16 protein-coding genes are annotated in these 16,352 nt (G+C 71.3%); 1 reads left to right on the top strand and 15 read right to left on the bottom strand.

Annotation, left to right across the window (positions count from 1 at the left end):
- From nuoH to O7546_RS00175, 15 genes are all read right to left on the bottom strand, one after another.
- Complete coding sequence (nuoH, locus tag O7546_RS00245; RefSeq protein WP_194802034.1) at window positions 1-1,356, bottom strand: NADH-quinone oxidoreductase subunit NuoH; 1,356 nt, start codon at window positions 1,354-1,356, stop codon at window positions 1-3.
- Window positions 1,353-3,794: an NADH-quinone oxidoreductase subunit G gene (locus O7546_RS00240; protein ID WP_013283607.1), complete on the bottom strand. Its 2,442-nt coding sequence runs from the start codon at window positions 3,792-3,794 to the stop codon at window positions 1,353-1,355. The genes nuoH and O7546_RS00240 overlap by 4 nt, the downstream gene beginning before the upstream one ends.
- Window positions 3,794-5,110 (bottom strand): NADH-quinone oxidoreductase subunit NuoF, encoded by a 1,317-nt coding sequence (gene nuoF, locus O7546_RS00235; protein ID WP_281600336.1) that lies wholly within the window; start codon window positions 5,108-5,110, stop codon window positions 3,794-3,796. The genes O7546_RS00240 and nuoF overlap by 1 nt, the downstream gene beginning before the upstream one ends.
- A complete protein-coding gene (nuoE, locus tag O7546_RS00230) occupies window positions 5,107-6,201 on the bottom strand; it encodes an NADH-quinone oxidoreductase subunit NuoE (protein ID WP_194802037.1) in 1,095 nt (364 codons plus the stop codon). The genes nuoF and nuoE overlap by 4 nt, the downstream gene beginning before the upstream one ends.
- Complete coding sequence (locus tag O7546_RS00225; RefSeq protein WP_013283604.1) at window positions 6,198-7,523, bottom strand: NADH-quinone oxidoreductase subunit D; 1,326 nt, start codon at window positions 7,521-7,523, stop codon at window positions 6,198-6,200. Before O7546_RS00225 ends, nuoE begins: the two co-directional genes overlap by 4 nt.
- On the bottom strand, window positions 7,520-8,251 hold the full coding sequence (locus O7546_RS00220) for an NADH-quinone oxidoreductase subunit C (RefSeq protein ID WP_194802038.1): 732 nt from the start codon (window positions 8,249-8,251) through the stop codon (window positions 7,520-7,522). Before O7546_RS00220 ends, O7546_RS00225 begins: the two co-directional genes overlap by 4 nt.
- Window positions 8,248-8,928 carry an NADH-quinone oxidoreductase subunit B gene (locus tag O7546_RS00215; protein ID WP_013283602.1) on the bottom strand — a complete coding sequence of 227 codons (681 nt, stop codon included), beginning with the start codon at window positions 8,926-8,928 and terminating at the stop codon, window positions 8,248-8,250. Before O7546_RS00215 ends, O7546_RS00220 begins: the two co-directional genes overlap by 4 nt.
- Before the next feature lie 11 nt (window positions 8,929-8,939).
- Window positions 8,940-9,305 (bottom strand): NADH-quinone oxidoreductase subunit A, encoded by a 366-nt coding sequence (locus O7546_RS00210; protein ID WP_013283601.1) that lies wholly within the window; start codon window positions 9,303-9,305, stop codon window positions 8,940-8,942.
- Window positions 9,306-9,438: 133 nt separating this feature from the next.
- Window positions 9,439-10,713, bottom strand: coding sequence for a geranylgeranyl reductase family protein (locus O7546_RS00205; protein ID WP_030273587.1), 1,275 nt, complete (start codon window positions 10,711-10,713; stop codon window positions 9,439-9,441).
- Window positions 10,714-10,847: 134 nt separating this feature from the next.
- Complete coding sequence (locus tag O7546_RS00200) at window positions 10,848-11,066, bottom strand: hypothetical protein (RefSeq protein WP_030273586.1); 219 nt, start codon at window positions 11,064-11,066, stop codon at window positions 10,848-10,850.
- Between the two features lie 74 nt (window positions 11,067-11,140).
- A complete protein-coding gene (locus O7546_RS00195; RefSeq protein WP_281601130.1) occupies window positions 11,141-11,788 on the bottom strand; it encodes a demethylmenaquinone methyltransferase in 648 nt (215 codons plus the stop codon).
- Window positions 11,789-11,949: 161 nt separating this feature from the next.
- Window positions 11,950-13,209 carry a cell wall anchor protein gene (locus tag O7546_RS00190; protein ID WP_194802040.1) on the bottom strand — a complete coding sequence of 420 codons (1,260 nt, stop codon included), beginning with the start codon at window positions 13,207-13,209 and terminating at the stop codon, window positions 11,950-11,952.
- A gap of 425 nt (window positions 13,210-13,634) precedes the next feature.
- Window positions 13,635-14,825, bottom strand: coding sequence for a cyclic dehypoxanthinyl futalosine synthase (mqnC, locus tag O7546_RS00185; RefSeq protein ID WP_194802041.1), 1,191 nt, complete (start codon window positions 14,823-14,825; stop codon window positions 13,635-13,637).
- 73 nt (window positions 14,826-14,898) lie between these two features.
- Window positions 14,899-15,309 (bottom strand): type II toxin-antitoxin system VapC family toxin, encoded by a 411-nt coding sequence (locus O7546_RS00180; RefSeq protein ID WP_194802042.1) that lies wholly within the window; start codon window positions 15,307-15,309, stop codon window positions 14,899-14,901.
- Window positions 15,306-15,584, bottom strand: a complete 279-nt coding sequence (locus O7546_RS00175; protein ID WP_145755709.1) for a type II toxin-antitoxin system prevent-host-death family antitoxin — start codon at window positions 15,582-15,584, stop codon at window positions 15,306-15,308. The genes O7546_RS00180 and O7546_RS00175 overlap by 4 nt, the downstream gene beginning before the upstream one ends.
- A 104-nt stretch (window positions 15,585-15,688) precedes the next feature.
- On the opposite strand from O7546_RS00175, the gene O7546_RS00170 reads away from it, so the two are divergent.
- Entirely contained in the window at window positions 15,689-16,339 is a 651-nt protein-coding gene (locus tag O7546_RS00170) for a hypothetical protein (RefSeq protein ID WP_281600335.1), read from the top strand.
- Window positions 16,340-16,352: the final 13 nt, after the last annotated feature.

Below are 16,352 nucleotides of genomic sequence, written 5' to 3'. Positions count from 1 at the left end.
TCACACCTCCCTGGAGTCCGGGCCGGCGACCACGTTGGCCGGCTCCCGCTCGGCGAGCACGCGCTTGGTACGCGGGCTCGGCGGAACCTGAAGATCCATCGGCGGCAGCGGGAAGCTGCCGTACGGCCGGGTGTCCGCCTGCTCCTGCAGCGACGGCTTCGGCTCCTTCTTCCGCGACGGCCAGAAGAGCGTGGCCAGCAGCAGCACGCCCGCGCCGACGGCGGTGACGAGCAGCCGGTCCCGGGTCTGCCAGTCCTCGATCGAGCGCAGCCCGGCGAGCACCATGATCCAGACCAGGTTCAGCGGCAGCAGCACCTTCCAGCCGAACCGCATGAACTGGTCGTACCGGAGCCGGGGCAGCGTGCCGCGGAGCCAGACGAAGACGAACACCAGCAGGATGACCTTGCCGAAGAACCACAGCATCGGCCACCAGCCGTCGTTGGCGCCCGACCAGATGGTGATCGGCCACGGGGCGTGCCAGCCGCCGAGGAACAGCGTCACGGTGAACGCCGACATGGTCACCATCGCGACGTACTCGCTGAGCATGAACAGCGCGAACTTCAGCGAGCTGTACTCGGTCTGGAAGCCGGCCACCAGCTCCGACTCCGCCTCGGGCAGGTCGAACGGTGCCCGGTTCGTCTCACCGACGATGGCGATGAAGAACATGATGAAGCTGGGCAGCAGCAGGATCGCGTACCAGCCGGGCGCGGCGAGGTCGAAGCCGCCGATGCTCAGCCGGGTGCCGTCGCCCTGCGCGGCGACGATCCCGCTCGTCGACATGGTGCCCGCGGTCATGAACACCGCGACCACGCTCAGGCCCATGGTGACCTCGTACGAGACCAGCTGGGCCGCCGAGCGCAGACCGCCGAGCAGCGGGTAGGTGGAGCCGCTGGCCCAGCCGCCGAGCACGATGCCGTACACGGCGAGCGAGGAGAAGGCCAGCACCACCAGCACCGCCACCGACACGTCGGTGACCTGCAGCGGCGTCCGGTGCCCGAAGATGCTCACCATCGGCCCGAACGGGATCACCGACAGCGCGGTGACCGCGCAGACCACGGAGATCACCGGGGCGAAGAAGTAGACGACCTTGTCGGCCTTGCGCGGGAGGATGTCCTCCTTGAAGGCCAGCTTCACGCCGTCGGCGAGCGTCTGGAGCAGACCGAACGGGCCGGCCTGGTTGGGGCCGGGCCGCACCGCCATGCGGCCGACGACCCGGCGCTCGAACCAGACGCCGAGCAGCGTGGCCGCCACGGCGACGACGAACGCGAACAGGATCTTGCCGAGGACCAGCCACCACGGGTCCTTGCCGAAGTCGGCAAGCGTCGGGTCCTGCGCCGCGAGGATGACGGGGTTCACTGCACCCACCTTTCGTTCCCGACTGCGGAGACGCTCACCACGTCGCCGGACGTCGCGCCGAGGCCGCGCCGCACGGTGGAGCCGGGTGAGTTGGTCGGCAGCCAGACGACGCCGTCGGGCATCTCGGTGATCGCCGCCGGCAGCGTGATCGCGCCGCGGTCGGTGCCCACCGTGACCGGGTCACCGTCGGCGACACCCAGCGCCTCGGCGGTGCCCTTGCCGAGCCGGACCACCGGCGGGCGGGCGGTGCCGGCGAGGTGCTCGTCGCCGTCGGTGAGGCTGCCCAGGTCGATCAGCTGGTGCCAGGTGGCGAGCACCGCCTCGCCCGGTCCGGGCTGCCGAACGGCGGCCGGCTCGACCGAGGGCGCCGACGGACGCTCGACCCGGGTGCGCGGCAGCGCGCCCAGCTCGCGCCGGATGCTCGGCACGTCACCCGTGCCCAGCCGCACGTCGAGCTGCGCGGCGAGCGCGTCGAGGATGCGGGCGTCGGTCATCGCGCCGGTGTCCAGCACCTTCTCGAACGTGCGCAGCCGGCCCTCCCAGTCCAGGAAGCTGCCGGCCTTCTCGACCACCGGCGCGACCGGCAGGACCACGTCGGCGCGGCGGGACACCGCGCTCATCCGCAGTTCCAGGCTGACCAGGAACGGCACCGCGTCCAGTGCGGACTCGGCCAGGCGCGGGTCGGCCAGGTCGGCCGGGTCGACGCCGGCCACCACCAGGGCGCCGATCTGGCCGTTCGCCGCGGCGGTGAGGATGCCGTCGGTGTCGCGGCCGGCCTGGCTGGGGATCACCCCGGCCGGGATGTCCCACGCCTCGCCGAGCTCCGCGCGCGCGGCCGGCTCGGTGACGACCCGGCCGCCGGGGAGCAGGTTGGGCAGGCAGCCCGCGTCGACAGCGCCGCGGTCACCCGCGCGCCGCGGCACCCAGACCAGCCGGGCACCGGTACGCCGGGCGACGTCCGCCGCCGCCGACAGGCCGCCCGGCACCTCGGCCAGGCGCTCGCCGACGATCAGGATCGCGCCGGGCTGACCCAGCGCCTCGGCCACCGTGGCGTGCTCGGCCAGCACGCCGGCCTCCTCGCCGGGCACCACCCGAGCCAGCTTGGCCCCGAGCTTCTCCAGGCCGCGCGTGGCGAACGGCGCGAGCGCGTACACAGTGAGCTTCTTCTTCAGGTACGCCTTACGCAGCCGCAGGAAGAGGATCGGGCACTCCTCCTCCGGCTCCAGGCCGACGAGCACCACGGCGGGCGCGTTCTCCACGTCCGTGTAGGTCACGTCGGTGACCCCGGCGACGCTGCTGGCCAGGAAGTCGGCCTCCTCGCGGGAGACCGGGCGGGCCCGGAAGTCGATGTCGTTCGTGTGCAGCGCGATGCGGGCGAACTTCGCGTACGCGTAGGCGTCCTCGACTGTCAGCCGGCCGCCGGTCAGCACCGCCGTGCCGGTCGCGCCGTCGCGGGCCGCGCGCAGCCCCTCGGCGGCCCGGGTGAGCGCCTCGCTCCAGGACGCCTCGCGCAGCTCACCGGTCTTCTCGTCGCGCACCATCGGGGTGCTGATCCGGTCGAACGCGCGGGTGTACTGGAAGCCCCAGCGGCCCTTGTCGCAGTTCCACTCCTCGTTCACCGCCGGGTCGTCGCCGGCCAGCCGGCGCAGTACCTTGCCGCGCCGCCAGTCGGTGCGCTGGGCGCAGCCGGCCGAGCAGTGCTCGCAGACGCTGGGCGTGGAGACCAGGTCGAACGGGCGGGCCCGGAACCGGTACTGGGTTCCGGTCAGCGCGCCCACCGGGCAGATCTGCACGGTGTTGCCGGAGAAGTACGAGTTGAACGGGACGTCCCCCTCGTCGCCCTCCTCGCCGTACGCGTCGTCCCGGTAGATGTTGATCTCCTCGTGCGAGGAGCGTCCCATCAGGTCGATGAACTTGTCCCCGGCGATCTCCTCGGAGAACCGGGTGCACCGCTGGCAGAGCACGCAGCGCTCACGGTCGAGCAGCACCTGGGTGCTGATCGGCAGCGGCTTCGGGTACTCCCGCTTGTGCTCGTGGAACCGCGAGTCCGTCCGGCCGGTGGACATCGCCTGGTTCTGCAGCGGGCACTCGCCGCCCTTGTCGCACATCGGGCAGTCCAGCGGGTGGTTGAGGAGCAGCAGCTCCATCACCCCCTCCTGGGCCTTCTTGGCGACCGGGGAGGTGAGCTGCGTCCGCACCACCATGCCGTCGGCGACGGTCTGTGTGCAGGAGGCGACCGGCTTGCGCTGGCCCTCCACCTCCACCAGGCACTGCCGGCAGGCACCGGCCGGGGCCAGCAGCGGGTGGTCGCAGAAGCGCGGGATCTCGGTGCCGAGCTGCTCGGCGACGCGGATCAGCAGCGCGCCCTTGGGCGCGGTGACCTCGACGCCGTCGATGGTCAGCGTGACGGTCTCGGTCTGCTTGGCTACGTCGGTCATCAGTGCGCCCCTACCAGGGTCTTCTCCGACAGCTTCGGAGCGGTACGTCCCTCGATGTAGTCGAGGTAGTCCTGCTTGAAGTACTTCAGCGACGAGGTCACCGAGCTGGTCGCGCCGTCACCCAGACCGCAGAACGAACGGCCGAGGATGTTGTCACAGGTGTCGAGCAGGGTGTCCAGGTCCTCGTGGGTGCCCTGGCCGGACAGGATGCGCCGGTAGACCCGGACCATCCAGTAGTTGCCCTCCCGGCAGGGGGTGCACTTGCCGCACGACTCGTGGTGGTAGAACTCCAGCCACCGGTAGGTCGCGTACACCGGGCAGTCCTGGTCGGAGAAGATCTGCGTGGCGGTGGTGCCCAGGATCGAGCCGGCCCCCGCCACCCCCTCGAAGTCCAGCGGCACGTCCAGGTGCTCGGCGGTCAGCAGCGGCGTCGACGAGCCACCCGGGGTCCAGAACTTCAGGTTGTGCCCGGGCTTCATGCCGCCGGCCAGCTCGATCAGCTCGCGCAGCGTGATCCCCATCGAGCACTCGTACTGGCCCGGTTCGGCGATCCGGCCGGACAGCGAGTAGATCATCGGGCCGGACGACTTCTCCGTGCCCATCGTCTTCCACCAGTCCGCGCCACCGAGCACGATGTACGGCACGCTGGCGATGGTGCCGACGTTGTTGACGACGGTCGGGCTGGCGTACAGGCCGTGGGTCGCCGGGAACGGCGGGCGCAGCCGGGGCTGGCCGCGGAAGCCCTCCAGCGAGTCCAGCAGCGCGGTCTCCTCACCGCAGATGTACGCACCGGCGCCGGAGTGCACCACCAGGTCCAGGTCGAAGCCCGACCCGAGGATGTTGCGGCCGAGGTAACCCTTGGCGTACGCCTCGTCGACGGCGCTGCGCAGCCGCCGGGCGGCGTGCACCGCCTCACCGCGGATGTAGATGTACGCCCGGTTGGCCCGGATCGCGTACGAGGCGATGATGACGCCCTCGACCAGCGAGTGCGGGTCGTGGGTCATCAGCGGCAGGTCCTTGCAGGTGCCCGGCTCGCCCTCGTCGGCGTTCACCACCAGGTAGTGCGGCTTGCCGTCGCCCTGCGGGATGAACCCCCACTTGAGACCGGTCGGGAAGCCCGCGCCGCCCCGGCCGCGCAGTCCGGAGTCCTTGACCAGCTGGATCAGGTCGTCCGGGTGCGCCTTGAGCGCCTTGCGCAGGGCGGCGTAGCCGTCCAGCTTCTCGTAGGTGCCGAGCCGCCACGCGTCCGGCGAGAGCCAGCGCTTGGTGAGCACCGGCGTGAGCTTGGCCAGCGTCTCCGGCCGAGGAGTGGTCACTTGCGGACCCCCGATCCGTTCGCGTCCGCCGGGTCGGCGCCGTCCGCGCCCGTACCGGACTCCGCTTCCTTGAGGTTGCGCTCCTGCGCGCCGGCCGCGTCGCCGGCGGGCTTGCCGTCACCGGCCGGCGGGTTCGCCGCCACGCCGGCCGCCTCCGCCGCCCGCGCGTCGCGCGGCGCCGGTGCCGGTCCGTCCACCGGGACCTTGGTGCCGGGGGCGTCCGGCACCGGAGTGCTCGCGTCCGGCTGCCGGGTCTCGGCGGTACGCACCTGCGGCGACTTGGCGTCCGGTGCCTTCACGTCCGGCGCGGTGCTGCCGGAGGCCGTCTTCGGCTCGGCCGGCTCGGGCGCGGGGGCCGGCTTGGCGGCCTCGGCCTTCGCCTTCGCCTCGGCGGCGGCCCGGTCGGCCTCGGCCTTGCTGCGGATCGGGGTCTTCGGGTCGAAGCCCGGTACCGAGACGCCGTGCTGCTCGGCCAGGCGCAGACCGCGCAGGCTCGGCTCGCCCGGCCCGCCGTCGGCCACCGCGCCGTCGCGCTCGTCGGCGAAACCGGCGAGCTGGACCGCCATCTCCTTGAGCGTGCACAGCCGCGCCCCACGGGTCGGCATCGGCCGGCCACCGGCGCGCAGCTCCTCGACCACGTCGACCGCGCCCTGCGGCTCCACGTTGTCGAAGAAGTCGTAGTTGACTGTCATCACCGGGCCGTAGTCGCACGCCGCCAGGCACTCGGCGTGCTCCAGAGTGATCTTCCCGTCGGCGGTGGTCTCCTCGTGCCCGACGCCGAGGTGCTCGGCCAGGGTGTCGTAGACCTTCTGCCCGCCGAGCACGTCGCACATGGTGTTTGTGCAGACGCTGACCAAGTAGTCACCGGTGGGCTTGCGCTTGTACATGGTGTAGAAGGTGGCGACGGCGCCGACCTGGGCCTTGTTGAGCCCGAGCACCTCGGCGCAGAACTCGACACCGGCCGGGGAGACGTAGCCCTCCTCGGACTGGACCAGGTGCAGCAGCGGCAGCAGCGCCGAGCGGGACCGGTCCGCCGGGTACCGGGCGATGATCTCCCGGGCCCGGGCGCGAGTCGTTTCGGTAAAGCTCATCGGTCACAACCACCCATCACGGGGTCCAGCGAGGCGCCGCCGGCGATCACGTCGGCGATCAGGCCGCCCTCGGCCATCGCCGGCAGGGCCTGGAGGTTGACGAAGCTCGGCTCCCGGTAGTGCACCCGGTAGGGCCGGGTGCCGCCGTCGGACACCGCGTGCACGCCCAGCTCGCCGCGGGGCGACTCGATGCCGACGTACACCTGGCCCGGCGGAACCCGGAAGCCCTCGGTGACGAGCTTGAAGTGGTGGATCAGCGACTCCATCGACTGACCCATGATCTTGGCGACGTGCTCCAGCGAGTTGCCCATGCCGTCCACGCCGATGGCCAGCTGCGCCGGCCAGGCGATCTTCTTGTCGGACACCATCACCGGGCCGGGCTTCAGGCGGTCCAGTGCCTGCTCGATCAGCTTCAGCGACTCGCGGATCTCCGCCACCCGCACCAGGTAGCGGCCCCACACGTCACCGTCGGTGTGCGTCGGCACGTCGAACTCGTACGTCTCGTACCCGCAGTACGGCATCGTCTTGCGCAGGTCCCAGGCGAGACCCGCGGACCGCAGCACCGGGCCGGTGACGCCGAGCGCCATGCAGGCGGTCACGTCGAGCACCGCGACGTGTTGCGTACGCTCCAGCCAGATCGGCTGGCCGGAGAGCAGGTTCTCGTACTCCTTGAGCCGCTTCGGCATGAGCTGGAGGAAGTCGCGGATCTTGCGGATCGCGTCGTCCGGCACGTCCTGCGCCACACCGCCCGGCCGCACGTACGCGTGGTTCATCCGCAGGCCGGTGATGGTCTCGAAGATGTCGAGGACGTACTCCCGCTCGCGGAAGCCGTACAGCATCATGTTGATCGCGCCCAGCTCCATGGCGGTGGTCGCCAGCCAGACCAGGTGCGACGAGACGCGGTTGAGCTCCATCATCAGCACGCGGATGGTGGTGGCCCGCTCGGTGATGTCGTCGGTGATGCCGAGCAGCTTCTCCACCGCGAGCGCGTACGCCGTCTCGTTGAACAGCGGCGAGAGGTAGTCCATCCGGGTCACGAACGTCGAACCCTGGACCCAGTTGCGGTACTCCAGGTTCTTCTCGATGCCGGTGTGCAGGTAGCCGATGACCGAGCGGGCCTCGCGGACCGTCTCGCCCTCCAGCTCCAGGACCAGCCGGAGCACGCCGTGGGTGGACGGGTGCTGCGGACCCATGTTGACGACGATCCGCTCGTCGTTGATCGGGTCCGTGCCGGAGACGACCTCGTCCCAGTCCCCGCCGGTGACGGTGAAGACCTTGCCCTCGGTCGTCTCGCGCTCGGTCGCGTAGTTCGACGTGGTCATTGGTACGACCTCCTACGGTCCGGCGGCGGGATCTCCGCACCCTTGTACTCGACGGGGACGCCGCCCAGCGGGTAGTCCTTGCGCTGCGGGTGCCCCTCCCAGTCGTCCGGCATGAGGATCCGGGTCAGGGCGGGGTGGCCGTCGAAGACGACGCCGAACATGTCGTACGTCTCCCGCTCCTGCCAGTCGGCGGTCGGGTAGACGGCGGTGACGCTCGGGACGTGCGGCTCCTCGACGGAGACCGCCACCTCCAGCCGGACGCTGCGGCGGTAGGTCATCGAGGTCAGCTGGTAGACCACGTGCAGGCGGCGCTCCTGCGCGCCCAGGTAGTCCACACCGGACACCGACGAGAGCAGCTCGAAGCGCAGCGCGAGGTCGTCGCGCATCACCTGGCAGACCTCGGCGATCCGCTCCGGGCGGACGTGCAGGGTCAGCTCGCCTCGGTCGACCACGACCTTCTCGATCGCGTCGCCGAAGTCCGGATACGCCTCCTCCAGCGCGTCCCGCACCTCGTCGAAGTAGCTCCCGTACGGCCGGGCCGCCTCCTCGATGGGCTTACGCGGGCGGACCAGGCCGCCGTAACCGGAGACGTCACCGGTGCCCTGATTGCCGAACATGCCCCGGCCGGCCGGGCTGGCCGGCGGGTACTCCGCCGGGGCGGTGGAGCTGGCACCGACCGGGGTGGTGGGTACCGGCACCCCGCCGTCGTTGTTCTTGTCGTCACTCATTTCGGGCCCCTATGCGACGCCTGAAGGTGGTTCTGCGCCTTCATCCAGTTCTCGATCCGCAGCTGCTCCTCACGCCCCTCGCGGACCGCCTTCGTCCACTCGGCACGGCGAGCCTTGTCGCTGCGGTACGACGAGGGCATCGAGCCGTACGGCACCACCGGCACGTCGCCGCGCGCCTGGCGGGCCTCCAGCATCTTGCGGCCGTTCGGGCCCAGCGGCTCGTGCATGATCTTCTCGCGCAGCTTGAGCACCGCGTCGATGAGCATCTCCGGCCGGGGCGGGCAGCCGGGGAGGTACATGTCGACCGGGACGACGTGGTCGACGCCCTGCACGATGGCGTAGTTGTTGAACATGCCACCGCTGCTGGCGCAGACGCCCATCGAGATGACCCAGCGGGGCTCGGCCATCTGGTCGTAGATCTGGCGCAGGACCGGTGCCATCTTCTGGCTCACCCGGCCGGCCACGATCATCAGGTCCGCCTGGCGGGGCGAGGCGCGGAAGACCTCCATGCCCCAGCGGCCCATGTCGTAGTGCGGGCCGCCCGCCGCCATCATCTCGATGGCGCAGCAGGCCAGACCGAACGTGGCGCCCCAGACCGAGGTCTTCCGCGTCCAGTTGACCAGCTTCTCGACGCTGGTGAGCAGGACGCCGGAGGGGAGCTTCTCCTCGATGCCCATCTGCTACCTCCTCAGTCCCAGTCCAGGCCGCCGCGACGCCACACATAGGCGTACGCGACGAAGACCGCGACGATGAACAGGACCATCTCCACGAAGCCGAAGATCGGCAGGGCGTCGAAGGAGACCGCCCAGGGGTAGAGGAAGATGATCTCGATGTCGAAGACGATGAAGAGCATCGCCGTCAGGTAGAACTTGATCGGGAACCGGCCGCCGCCGACCGGCTGCGGGCTCGGCTCGATGCCACACTCGTACGCCTCGAGCTTGGCCTTGTTCAGACGCCGCGGGCCGGCGAGTCGGGCAGCGGCCACGGAGAACAGCGCGAACGCCGCAGCGAGGGCGAACAGCCCGATGATGGGTGCGTAAGGAGAGAGCGTCATCGTTGTCCCCTGCTCGTCCTTCCCTGACCTCGGTGGTTGGCCAAAATCACACTATTCACGTCCCTCACGACCTCGGTCGGCGGGGTCGATCTCTGTCCGGCCCGTGGGCGTTCCGCCCCGGGCCGGTCGTCTTCTACACGGCCGGAGCCACCTTCGTCATCGCGTTGATGACCCGGTCCATCGCGTCCCCGCCGCGCGGGTCGGTCAGGTTGGCCAGCAGCTTGAGCACGAAGCGCATGAGCATCGGGTGCGGCATGCCGTGCTTGGTCGCCATCCGCATGATCTCGGGGCGGCCGATGAGCTTCACGAAGACGCCGCCGAGCCGGTAGTAGCCGCCGAAGCGGGCCTTCAGCTCCTGCGGGTACGCCATCAGCGCCCGCTCCCGCTCCGCGCCGGCCGGGCGGGCCAGCGCCTGCACGACGACCTCTGCGGCCATCTCGCCCGACTCCATCGCGTACGCGATGCCCTCGCCGTTGAACGGGTTGACCATGCCGCCGGAGTCACCGACGAGCAGCACGCCGCGGGTGTAGTGCGGGACGCGGTTGAAGCCCATCGGCAGCGCGGCGCCGAGGATCGGACCCTCCGCGTTGGACTCGTCGGTCATCCCCCAGTCCTCGGGGGTGTTCGCGAGCCAGTCGGTGAGCAGCTTGCGGTAGTTCGTCTTGCCGAACGCCGAGGAGGAGTTCAGCACGCCCAGGCCGACGTTCACCCGGCCGTCGCCGAGGCCGAAGATCCAGCCGTAGCCGGGCAGCAGCGCGTCGCTGCCCTTGGCCCGCAGTTCCAGCCAGGACTCCAGGTAGTCGTCGTCGTGCTTCGCGGGCGAGCGGTAGTAGCGGCGGACGGCCACGCCGATCGGGCGGTCCTCCCGCTTGGCGAGCCCGAGGGCGAGCGGGAAGCGGCCGGAGACGCCGTCGGCGGCGACCACGAGCGGCGCGTGGAACGTGGCGGGTTCCTTGTCCGGGCCGACCTCGGCCTGCACGCCGATCACCCGGTCGTCTGCGCCGAGCACCGGCCCGAGGACGTTGACGCTGGTCTGCAGCTTCGCCCCGGCGGCGACCGCACGCTGGGCGAGCAGGTCGTCGAAGTCGAGCCGGGTGCGCACCAGGCCGTAGTTGGGGAAGCTGGCCAGGTCGGGCCAGTCCAGTTCCAGGCGTATGCCGCCGCCGATCACCCGGAGGCCCTTGTTGTGCAGCCAGCCCGCCTCGGGCGAGGTGTCCACGCCCATCCGGATCAGCTGCCGCACGGCGCGGGGCGTGAGCCCGTCGCCGCAGACCTTCTCCCGGGGAAACTCCGTCTTCTCCAGCAGCAGCACGCGTACGCCGTGCCGCGCCAGGTGGTACGCCGTGGCCGATCCTCCGGGACCGGCGCCCACGACGATGACGTCGGCGTCGTTCTCCACCGCGGTCATCCGCGCCTCCTCCCGCATGCTCGTGAAATGCTTCACAAGCCGATCCGGTTGGAGTCTATGACCGGCGTTACACCAGTACGCGCTGAGGGGGGCCTAACTTCGCGGAAACGCGCCGGTAAGAGCGTCGAGACCGGTCAGGGGCGCGCCTGCGCGGCCGGTCCGAGCCCGGCGTCGAGGCGGATCGCCTCGGGCAGATGGTCGCGCAACGCCCCACCGGCGGCCCGGTCCAGCGCGGCCAGCACCTCGGCGACGACCTGCCGGACATCGGCGGGATCCGCGCCGGCCAGCTCGCGGAGCTGCGCGATCAGCTCGGCGGCGTCGTCGTCGGTGGCGGCCTGGTCTGGTCCCGTCATGGGGGCGAGCCTACGGAACAAAGTAGACCAAAACCGGATATTCACGAAATGACCAGCGTCAGCTGGTCGGACGGTCAGTTTCGGACGGCCCGGTGCAGCGCCACGACGCCGCCGGTCAGGTTGCGCCACGCCACCCGGCCCCAGCCGGCCGCGCCGATCCGCGCGGCCAGCGCCGCCTGGTCCGGCCAGGCCCGGATCGACTCCGCCAGGTAGACGTAGGCGTCCGGATTGCTCGACACCGCGCGGGCCACCGCCGGCAACGACCGCATCAGGTACGACAGGTAGACAGTGCGGAACGCCGGGTTCACCGGAGTGCTGAACTCGCACACCACCAGCCGCCCGCCCGGCCGGGTCACCCGGGCCAGTTCGGTCAGCGCCGCGTCGGTGTCGTTGACGTTGCGCAGCGCGAAGGAGATGGTCACCGCGTCGAAGCTGGCGTCGGCGAACGGCAACCGCAGCGCGTCCCCGGCCAGCAGCGGAACGGCCGGTCGGGTGCGCTTGCCCGCGTACAGCATGCCCAGCGACAGGTCCGCGCCGACCGCGTACGCCCCGGAGTGGGCCAGTTCCTCGGTCGACACACCGGTGCCGGCGCCCACGTCCAGCACCCGCTCGCCCGGCCGCAACCCGAGCGCCGCCCGGGTGGCCCGCCGCCACGACCGGTCCTGCCCGAACGACAGGACGGTGTTCGTCAGGTCGTAGCGGGCCGCGACACCGTCGAACATCGCGGCGACCTCGTGCGGCTGCTTGTCCAGGCTGGCGCGCTGGCCCTGCGGGGTACGGCTCACCCCTCCACTCTGCCAGCCGCGCCGCCCCCGGCTCCCCCCGGGTACGCGACAGGGCGGGATGGTCACCCACCCCGCCCTGGTCGCGTATCGGTCCCCGGTCAGTCGCCGGTGCGCTCCTCGCCCGGAGCGACGAGGACCACCTTGCGGCGGCGGGACAGCATCATCAGCACCGCGCCGGCGGCGAGCACCGCCGCGCCGATGCCGCCGATCAGGCCGACCTGCATGCCGGTCACCGGCAGGCCACCGTCGCCGGTGCCGCCACCCGTGCCACCACCGGCGGTCGGGGTCGGCACCGCCGTAGCGCCACCGGTCGGCGTCGGCTGGGCGGTCGGCGACGAGGTCGGGCCGGCGGTCGGCGTCGGACTCGGGGTCGACTGCGGGCTCTGGTCGACGAAGACGTCGAACTGGGCGGTGTTGTCACCGTCGTCGGCCTCGGAGAACGCGCGGCGCTGCGCCGATGTGGCGACCTTCGGCTTCTCCTCCGGCGTGCCGGCGGCCGAGTCCAGCCCGGCGGCCCAGACGAAGCCCGGGCGGAGCAGCTTCTCGGTCACGTCCGCGCCGACAGTCACCCGGACGTCGGCGGTGTAGTACTGGCCGGGCTTGAGCACCGCGCCCAGGTCCTCGCAGTACGCGTTGGCGAAGCCGCCCAGGTTCTGCTCGACGCAGCCGTCGGGCAGCTTCGCGAAGGTGACACCGGCCGGCAGCGCGATGCCGTACTTGATGCCGGTGGCGCGCTCGCTGCCGTCGTTGAACACGGCCCAGTCCAGCGGCGCGGTCTCGCCCGGCCGGACCGGGCGCAGGCCCGCCTCGTCGGCGTCGTCGCCGTCGACGGCCACGCCGGCGTACACGTCCTGGACCCAGGTCGTGAGGTCGTAGCCGGGGTCGGTGACGGTGATGTCGTGGTCGACCGAGTCGAGCACGCCGGTGCCGTTCGCCGCGCTGATCGAGACCGTGAGCGTGCCGGCCGCGCCCTTGCCGCCGGTGGAGAACAGCGGGAGGCCGAAGTCCTCAGTGGTGCCGGCGGGCAGGTCGCCGAGCAGGCAGGAGAAGGTGGTGCCACGGATGTCGCAGCCGGCCGGGACCAGCACGCCGACCTTGGCGGTCTTGAGGCCCTTCGTCTCGACGGTGACCCGGACGTCCTTCGCGTCGACGGTTCCCAGGGTGTTGTTCACCTGGAACTTGAACGGCTTGGCCTTCGCCTCGGTGACGCCCTTGGCGAGCTGGTAGCTGAGCGGGATGAGCTGGAGGTCGGCCTTGCCGGCAGCCTGTGCCGGGCCGGCGGCGGCGCCGAGACCGGCGGTGGAGAGCAGGGCCACGACGCCGGCGCGGGCCAGCGTGGACCGGTAGCGGAAGGTCATTGTTCCCCCGGGGGTAGGGACTCGTGATCACGTGCCGAACGAACGGACGGTACCGGAGCGACGCATCGTCACACCACCGTCCTGCGGTGGGAATTCCATCGATCCCGGCAGACGGCAGGGGCGGGATGGATGACCCATCCCGCCCCTGCCGCGGTGCGTTATGTGAACGGCCCTCATGGGCCGATGGAGGACGACGGTCCGACGGACGCCGCAAGCGTAATGGCGTCGTCGGCTCACCGGGCCGTGCTCGACCGGGTCGCCGCCGACCTGTTACCTGCCTGCTCGCGGCCCGGATCGGTGGTGTCGCGCGGGCAGGCTAGCCGTCGGTGATCACGCAGGTGAAGACCCCTGGCCGAAGCTTCACCGGAAACGGGCGGAGCTCCGGCCGCACGACGGAGGCCGACCGGCCGAACGGCGGAACCGGGTCAGTTGACCTCGACCAGCGGCAGCGACCTCCCGGCGCCGCCGCCCGGCAGGGCGATCGACGAGAAGTGCGAGACGACGCGGTCGTCGCTCGGGTCGTCCGCGGGCGTGTGGTGCACCGCGAGCCGGTTGTAGAGCGTGTCCCGCTGGGCCGGGATCCGGTCGGCCGACCGGATCATGCCGATCAGCTCGTGCAGGTTCGACCGGTGCCGGGCACCGGCCGAGGAGATGACGTTCTCCTCCAGCATGATCGAGCCGAGGTCGTCCACGCCCATGTGCAACGCGAGCTGCCCGACGTCCTTGCCGGTGGTCAGCCAGGACGCCTGCAGGTGCGGGACCGTCTCGAAGAACAGGCGGGCCACCGCGACCAGGCGCAGGTATTCCAGCGTGGTCGCCTGGGTGCGGCCCTTCAGGTGGTTGTTCTCCGGCTGGTACGTCCACGGGATGAAGGCCCGGAAACCGCCGGTGCGGTCCTGCACGTCGCGAATCATCCGCAGGTGCTCGATGCGCTCGGCGTTGGTCTCGCCGGTGCCCATCATCATGGTGGCCGTCGACTCCAGGCCCTGCCGGTGCGCCAGCTCCATGACCTCCAGCCAGCGCGCGCCGGACTCCTTCAGCGGCGCGATCGCCTTACGCGGCCGGTCCGGCAGCATCTCGGCGCCGGCGCCGGCGATCGAGTCCAGGCCGGCGGCCTTGATCCGGGCGATGGCCTCGTCCAGGCTCACGCCGGAGACCTTCGCCATGTGCAGGATCTCGCTCGGGCCGATCGAGTGGATGGCGAGCTGCGGGTACGCCTTCTTGACCGAGGAGAACAGCTCCTCGTAGTACTCGACGCCGTAGTCCGGGTGGTGCCCGCCCTGGAGCATGACCTGGGTGGCACCCAGCTCGACCGCCTCGCCGCAACGGCGCAGGATCTCCTCGGTCGGGTGGGTCCAGCCCTCCTTGTGCTTGGGGGCCCGGTAGAACGCGCAGAACTTGCACGCCGTCACGCAGACGTTCGTGTAGTTGATGTTGCGGTCGATGAGGTACGTGACGATGTTGTCCGGGTAGCGGCGTCGCCGTACCGCGTCGGCCGCCTCGCCCAGCGCGTGGAAGGGCGCGTCGGTGTAGAGCAGCAGCGCCTCCTCGGGCGTGATCCGCCCGCCGTCCGCGCCGCGTTGCAGGATGTCGTCGATCTCCCGGTTCGCCGTCACATCCCCGAGCGTACGTCGCGGGCCCGACGGCGGGAAACGCCACTCCTCACCCGGTGACGAGAGACCCACCCGGTCAAGGCATGCCCGGACTGGCCACTGGCAGCCCGATCGCCTTGGCCGCCTCCAGCAGCCGCTTGTCGTACGTGACGAATGCGACGAACTCGGCCGCCGCCTGCCGGGCCAGGATCTCGGCGGTGGCGAGGTGAACGGCGTCCAGGCTGCGCAGCATCGGCTCCGGATACGCGCCCGCCGTCGCCCGGACCGTGGCATCGATCTCGACCCGGTAGAGACGTCCCAGCAGCGAGGGGACACCCACCAGCGCCTGTGGAGCGGCTCGACGCAACGCCCGTGGCACCTCCACCTCGACGAGGGCTGACGACACCAAGGCGGTGCCGGCGCGCTCGTTCAGCCAGCCGAGCAGATCCGCCGTCTCCGCCTCCCGCCGCAGCATCTTGATGACCGCCGCCGAGTCGAGGTAGATCACCAGCGCTCCTCGTCGCGCGCCTCGACCAGCGCGGCCGCCGCGTCCACCGCGGGATCCCCGAGCACCGGCGGCATCGGGACCGGGCCGGTCGTGGTCGGGGCCATGGCCCGGCCCTCGGCCACCAACCGGCCGAGAAGCGCGTCACCGGCCAGCACCGGCACGAGGCGGGCGATCGGCTCACCCCGATCGGTCACCTCGACCGTCTCACCGGCGCGCACCCGCGCCAGCACCCGGCTGGTGTGCTGATTCAACTCCCGGACGGCGATCTGCTCCATGAGGCAAGTGTAGGACGTAACGTTCTACGCGTCACGGATGGCGGTCGACCCGAAACGCCACTGCGGGAAGCGGAGCGCTGGCGCCGCCCGCCTACGCTCCTGGCGTGTCAGTCGTATCGCCCCCGCCCACCCCCGTACACGTGGCCGGCGCCCGCTCCGCCCTCTGGTCCCTCACCATGACCGCCGTGCTCGTCGGCTTCGGCCTCGCCGTGATCGCGGTCAGCGCGGTGGTCGGCCACCTCACCGTGGGACTGCCGATCGCGGTGCCGATCTCCGTCGGCCTGGTCGGCTGCCTCGCCTTCGCGGTCGGCCTGCGCCTGCTGCACCGGGGCTGGTGGCTGACCCTCCTGTCGGTGCTGCCGGCCCTGTTCGTGCTGGTGGGCACCGTGCAGCTCGCGCCGGAGTCGGTCCTTCGGGAACGCGGCGTCGCCCAGCAGGTGACCATCACCGACGTGGAGACCGTCGGCAAGCGGCACGAGTTCGTCCTCCAGGGCGACTCCGGCCGGCTCGACGAGCCGCTGGTCTACCGGGGCAGCTCCCCCGGCTACCGGGTCGGCCAGCGGCTGACGGTGCTCGTCGACCCGCTGGGCGAGGTGGAACTGGCCGACGCGCGGGACGTGGACCCGGACGGGAAGCGGGGCATGCTCGTGCTCGGCGCGGCGGGATGGACCCTGTTCGCGCTGGTCGGCGGATGGCGCGGCCATGTCAGCCGGGCCCGTGGCCGCGCCGCCACGGCACCGCCCGTGATGCTCTGACCCGGCGACGCCC

The organism is Micromonospora sp. WMMA1976 (assembly GCF_027497335.1).
Lineage (GTDB): Bacteria > Actinomycetota > Actinomycetes > Mycobacteriales > Micromonosporaceae > Micromonospora > Micromonospora aurantiaca.
This window is presented reverse-complemented; position numbering and strand designations above follow the sequence as displayed.

Coding starts and splice junctions, on each gene's coding strand:
- O7546_RS00240 (WP_013283607.1), bottom strand. CDS start 3,794: ATGACCGACGTAGCCAAGCAGACCGAGACCGTCACGCTGACCATCGAC.
- nuoE (WP_194802037.1), bottom strand. CDS start 6,201: ATGAGCTTTACCGAAACGACTCGCGCCCGGGCCCGGGAGATCATCGCC.
- O7546_RS00225 (WP_013283604.1), bottom strand. CDS start 7,523: ATGACCACGTCGAACTACGCGACCGAGCGCGAGACGACCGAGGGCAAG.
- O7546_RS00220 (WP_194802038.1), bottom strand. CDS start 8,251: ATGAGTGACGACAAGAACAACGACGGCGGGGTGCCGGTACCCACCACC.
- O7546_RS00215 (WP_013283602.1), bottom strand. CDS start 8,928: ATGGGCATCGAGGAGAAGCTCCCCTCCGGCGTCCTGCTCACCAGCGTC.
- O7546_RS00210 (WP_013283601.1), bottom strand. CDS start 9,305: ATGACGCTCTCTCCTTACGCACCCATCATCGGGCTGTTCGCCCTCGCT.
- O7546_RS00205 (WP_030273587.1), bottom strand. CDS start 10,713: ATGACCGCGGTGGAGAACGACGCCGACGTCATCGTCGTGGGCGCCGGT.
- O7546_RS00200 (WP_030273586.1), bottom strand. CDS start 11,066: ATGACGGGACCAGACCAGGCCGCCACCGACGACGACGCCGCCGAGCTG.
- O7546_RS00195 (WP_281601130.1), bottom strand. CDS start 11,788: ATGTTCGACGGTGTCGCGGCCCGCTACGACCTGACGAACACCGTCCTG.
- O7546_RS00190 (WP_194802040.1), bottom strand. CDS start 13,209: ATGACCTTCCGCTACCGGTCCACGCTGGCCCGCGCCGGCGTCGTGGCC.
- O7546_RS00175 (WP_145755709.1), bottom strand. CDS start 15,584: ATGGAGCAGATCGCCGTCCGGGAGTTGAATCAGCACACCAGCCGGGTG.